The 5,539-nt window shown below is 32.8% G+C and carries 3 protein-coding genes; all 3 read right to left on the minus strand.

Features of this window, described 5'->3' with window-relative positions; genetic code table 11:
• On the minus strand, positions 1 to 1,629 hold a 1,629-nt coding region (locus tag P8M54_RS02020), incomplete at its 3' end, for a putative porin (RefSeq protein ID WP_300284466.1).
• Positions 1,630 to 1,867: 238 nt separating this feature from the next.
• Positions 1,868 to 3,298: a RagB/SusD family nutrient uptake outer membrane protein gene (locus P8M54_RS02025; RefSeq protein ID WP_300284469.1), complete on the minus strand. Its 1,431-nt coding sequence runs from the start codon at positions 3,296 to 3,298 to the stop codon at positions 1,868 to 1,870.
• Positions 3,299 to 3,307: 9 nt separating this feature from the next.
• Positions 3,308 to 5,539: SusC/RagA family TonB-linked outer membrane protein (locus tag P8M54_RS02030; protein WP_300284472.1), on the minus strand; the 2,232-nt coding region annotated here is incomplete at its 5' end.

The following is a 5,539-nucleotide window of genomic DNA, read 5'->3' on the forward strand; positions in this document are numbered from 1 at the left end:
GTATTTAGAGAAATAATTTAATGTAATTCCCGTTTGCAAGAACAACGCTTTTTTAAATAGAAAGTCAGTAAAGTAAATTGTGTTTCGCGTTACAATTTTTGGAACATTTAAAATATTATCATCCTGACTCACATTTTGGTACAAAATGGTGTTGTCTAAAGCAAACTTCCCATACTTGAATTCGCGACCTAACTTAAGAGAAATGTAGTTGATTGTTTTATCAAATTGCTGTGGAGACACGATTTGTTGCGCATCATCTAAAGCAACATCATTAAAATAAAGATGATCGTTTAAGGTAGAGAATTTAGCAGAAGCAGTTAACCACGGTGTTATAGCCTCAGCAGATATTTCATTTACTTTCTCGTTCTTAAAATCATTCGACCAGTTGTAAGCCACATAGCTACTTTGATATAAATTATAATTGTCATTAGGCAATTTATTTAAATTCTGGTATTCAAAGTTAAATTGAAAATCATCATTTAAATCGTATTTCATTTTCGCATCTAGATTCGATAATGACTGGTTGGTTATCGATCTTGAGTATAAAAATTTACCAGTCCATTTATTCTTTTGGTAATCATATTGCCCACCTGCGCTATTAATATTTCGAGATAGTGAAGCTGGAATCGTGCCGTCAGTTCTAATTAATATTTGGTTGTAATAAAAATTACTTTGGTAATCATCTATAAAAAATTGAAATTTACCTAAAGTGAGATTCTCATAAGTTAAACCTACTTTGTTGTACATTTTATTATAATGTGTTTGATCATTGATACCACTATCCTTATATGAATCTCCAAATCTTATAATCGAAGTCGTACCAACAGTAGAGGTAACGGTAGGTTGGTTGAATTCAAAAAATTTATTCTCATAATTAAATTGATGGTTTACATATAAATTATTTGCACCTTTTTTAGAATTAACTCTAAAATAGTGATCGGCAAACAATCTTCTACCTTTTAAAAATGATTGGGCATCTGAGAAATAAACTTGTAAACGCTCACGATTATCATAATCAGTGTTTTCACTTTCGAAATCAGAAATTGTAGTGATTCCACCATTTTCTTCATTCAAGATATCCTGGTACGTATAATGCGCATTTAAAACATAGCGTTCATTCTTGGCACTATAACTTGAAGTAAACCTGAAATTCCCTGTACTTGTCAGTTGGTTAATATAATTCCCCTCTGACCTTAAACCTTTGTAGGCTATCGAAAAATTTAATCTAGGATTGATATTCAAGGTAAAGAAAGCATCTAGGTTTTGTCCTTTTTGCATTACTGATCTAAAATATAATTCGGTTACAGGATTTGCGACAGAACTGTATTTAATATCGTTAGCCTCAAGAAAGTTAAAGTGCTTAGCTTTAAAACCCATCTCTGGATAAGGGTTGTATTTATCAAGTCCGTATTGTAAGGTGTTGTAAGTTTGACCTTCATTCGGGAATGCTAGTAACCCAAAGTTATCTTTATGTAAATAGTTAAATGAATACTCTCTTTGGATCGTCAAAGATGTATCTAGATAGGTAGTATCTCTATCAATATTTATAAAACGATATTGATCAATCTTGGCTATTTTTTCTGGTTTGATAGAATCGGATGACTCTCTGTTATCTATCTTAGCATTCAATGATTGAATAGGCCTAGACTGAGAATAAATTAGACACGGTAGTAAAAGTAAATATAGGTAACTAAGAATTCGCATTGATAGATAAGATTAGATATGCAGTTATGAACTAGAATGTAAAGCAACAAAGGTAATTTTTAATCAGATATAAAAAAACAGAGTTACGACTAGAATTACTATTTAATACAAAACCCCCTCACTATTAAATAATGAGGGGGCCTTAAGTATAATAAAATCAATATTATCTGTTTTCATTCACAGAATCATCGATTAAAAGATTGGCATCAATTTCTGCCTGAGGAACTTTAAGATAGAATTTCTTGTCATTTGCAAGCAAATTAGCAGATGTACCAACACGGTGATTTCCCGTTCTAGTAATTGCTCTCTGCAAACGCTTAGCATCAAACCATTCAACTCCAACCTCAGCATACAATTCTTTTCTTCTCTCTAGTAAGATTTCTTCGATTAGTGCTGCACCAGTATTGGTAGATTTTACAGCAGCAGCATCTCTTTTACTTTGCAAGTAATATAATAAAGTGTGCGCTTCTGCTTCTTTACCAGGAATTCTAGCTTTTGCTTCAGCTTCGATTAAAATCATCTCTGCTGTTCTCATAATAGCATTATCTCCTGCAAATGTAAAGGTGAATTTACGAGTAATCCAATATCTATAATCATTCAAATCCGTGATTGCTGCACTTTTCTTAACAAACACTCTTCTTATATCAGTTTCCGAAAATAAATCAACAAAGTTTCTGTTTATAAACGTTGCAGAGTAAGATGTAGTAAAATGATCTGCCATTGATGCCGGAGCATTCCAATAGTAATTAGATTGGTCAGTACTTTGAGCACTACCCCAAATCCATTCAGAATTAGAAATATCATCAAATCCCTTAGCATAGTCAAAATTCAAAGCAGTTGTAATATCTCCACCGTAGGCAGCTTTTGCAGCATCTGCGGCTCCCTGCCAGTTACCCATTACCTGATAAACTTGAGCTAAAATACCTTGTGCAACATTCTTGTTGATGTAAGATTTACCTAAGCGATCAGCTGTTAAACCATCAACTGCCATTGTTAAATCTGATACAATTTGCTTGTATACCTCATCTACTGTTGACATTGCTTTACCTGCTGCAACAGATTCTGTATAGATAGGTGGAGCAGGGAAATTTTTATCTAATGAATAAGTAGACGAAAATTCTAATACTAATTGGTGATAGAAGAAACCACGCAATGCGAATCCATATGCGCTAAATTCTTTTTTATCAGCAACACTTAAATCACTTGCTTCAACACCTGCAATTAATGAATTAGCTTGATTAATCATGTAATAACAGTAGTTCCAAGTAAACCTAGTTCTTCTATAAGAAGGCTCACGGTTTGTATTTGAATAATCATCTCTAAACCAAGTGCTTGATTGAATAATGTCATTACCTTTTAAAGATCTAGCATAGAAAATTGAATTCAAACCAGCTGAATCAGTAGAGTCATACTGTCCTCTAAATCTTCTCATAATACCAGATATGAAAGCTTCTACACCCTCTCTAGATCCAAAAACGATCTCTGGTGAAACAGTATCTGTAGGTGTAGGTTCATCAAGAAACTCTTCGCTACAGCTTACAGTCATAAACAAAGCCATAAAAGCTATGAATATTTTTATAATTATATTTTTCATATTTTTTTTTTAAAATTCTAAATTAACACCAAAAGACACAACTCTTTGATTGTATGATCTACTATCAGTCGTTCCTGCAAAACTTTGCTCAGGATCGATTCCTTTATGAGATTGATATGTCCATAAGTTATCTCCTTGGAAATACAATCTTAACTTGCTTAAGTTCATTTTCTCAATCATGTCAGTTGGGAAGTTATAACCAAAGTTCAATGCTTTCAATCTAACATAATTATTTTTAAATAAAAATCTACTTGATGTACTATTGAAGTCATTGTTTGAAGCTAATAATAATGGTGTATCTGTAATGTCACCAGGATTTTGCCAACGATTCTCAATATCTTGATGAGAAGCTCTACCAGCTGTCTCGAATCCTTCCATTAAACTTGCGTACGTACTATCATAAACATATGCACCATAACTAAAGTTAAAAAGAATATTCATGTCAAAATTATTGTATCTGAAGTAATTTGTTAACCCTCCTACAGCTTTAGGTAAAGAAGATTTATCTACATAATTTCTAGTAGCTTCAGTATACACTTTAGTTGTAACTTTTTCACCTGTAGCATTACCGTCTACATCTAGCACATCTTTGTACCACATACCGTATCCATCCTCTGGATCAACCCCTGCCCATTCTTGCATAAAGAATTCGTACAATGATTTTCCTACTTCCCATCTTTTTGTTCCATTTACAAAACTACCTTGAGTCAGCTCAGTAACTTCATTTTTGTCCAAAGAAAAATTAAGTCCTGTTGTCCAAGTAAATGATGGTGTTTCAATATTGGTAGAATTCAATGTGAATTCATATCCGTAGTTTCTCAGACCACCTACATTTGTAAGTATCCCAGTATTTCCTGTAGACCCAGCAATTGGCTGATTGTAAAGTAAATCAATAGAATTTTTATTGTAGTAATCTACCGAACCTGTAATTCTATTATTAAACAATCCAAAATCCAATCCTATATCTGTAGAACCTGTTTTCTCCCATGTTAAACCACCATCTACAAGACCTCCTAAAACTACTCCAGTATTTGTAAGTTCATTATAACCTGTTTCAAAAGATTGGATGTAAGGAAAATAAGAATTAGCTCCTGTTGAAGTTTGTGCTTGATTATTTCCTAACTCTCCATAAGATCCTCTAAGTTTTAAGCTAGAAACAAATTTACTATCCTTTAAGAAGTTTTCTTCTGAAATCACCCATGATCCTCCTACTGCATAGAAGCTTCCCCATCTTACATCAGAGCTAAATCTAGATGATCCATCTCTACGAAATGAACCTTCTAAGAAATACTTTTCTTTATAATCATAGCTCAAACGACCTAAATAACTTGAAATTCTATCCTTTGCAGTGTAACCCGAAACAGATGATGGTGTAGTACTACCATTTAAAACGGTAACACCTGGTAAAAACCCTTCACCTTGAGCTCCTAAAGCATCAATTTTAAACTGATATGCTTCTTGAATTAAATCTGCTCCAAAAGTATGGTCACCAAACGTCTTTTTATAATTTAAAGCATTGGTAACGTTTACTCCTGTAGTAATATTTCTATTTTGTGTCACTCTACCATTTACATTTGAAGCATATCCTACTTCACTACTTGCGTAAGTAAATGAATCATAAATATACTTTTCAAAAGCTACAGTAGTTTTAAATGATAATCCTTCTGCAAGTGCTGCTTCTAAATACGTATTAGCAGTGAAATTATCTCTTTTGTATCCTATATCATATTTATATAATGAACCGAATGCATTTTCATTTTCAAAAACAGGACGATTAGCGTTCACTAATTGACCTGTGTTTGCACCGTAGTCAAATTGCTTTTCACCTTTACCATCTAACAATAAATCACCATTTCCATCTCTTCTGTAAACTGGATAAATTGAAGGTACATTATAAATAAATTGTACAGCACTTTGATAACTAGTACCACTTTGAGAAGGAAAGTTTTGATCAGAAGTTGAGTAAAACATCGTCACTCCACTTTTTAACCATTCATTGACCTTAGTATCAATACTTAATCTAGTATTCAATCTATCAAATTTTGATGTTGTAACATTTCCTTCTTGTGAAAGGTAATTTGTAGTAAAATAATATTTAGTGTTTTCACTACCAGCTGATAATGCTACGGTATGCTCTGTTCTAACAGCTGAGTTATCTAAAATTAAATTGGCCCAATTAGTATCCCATTTTTTATCAGTAGTAACTAAGTTTCCATTTGCATCAACAGGCGTTGCAGCAGT

Source organism: Flavobacterium sp., from assembly GCF_029242675.1.
In the GTDB taxonomy this organism is placed as follows: Bacteria; Bacteroidota; Bacteroidia; order Flavobacteriales; family Flavobacteriaceae; genus Flavobacterium.

Coding starts and splice junctions, on each gene's coding strand:
- P8M54_RS02025 (WP_300284469.1), bottom strand. CDS start 3,298: ATGAAAAATATAATTATAAAAATATTCATAGCTTTTATGGCTTTGTTT.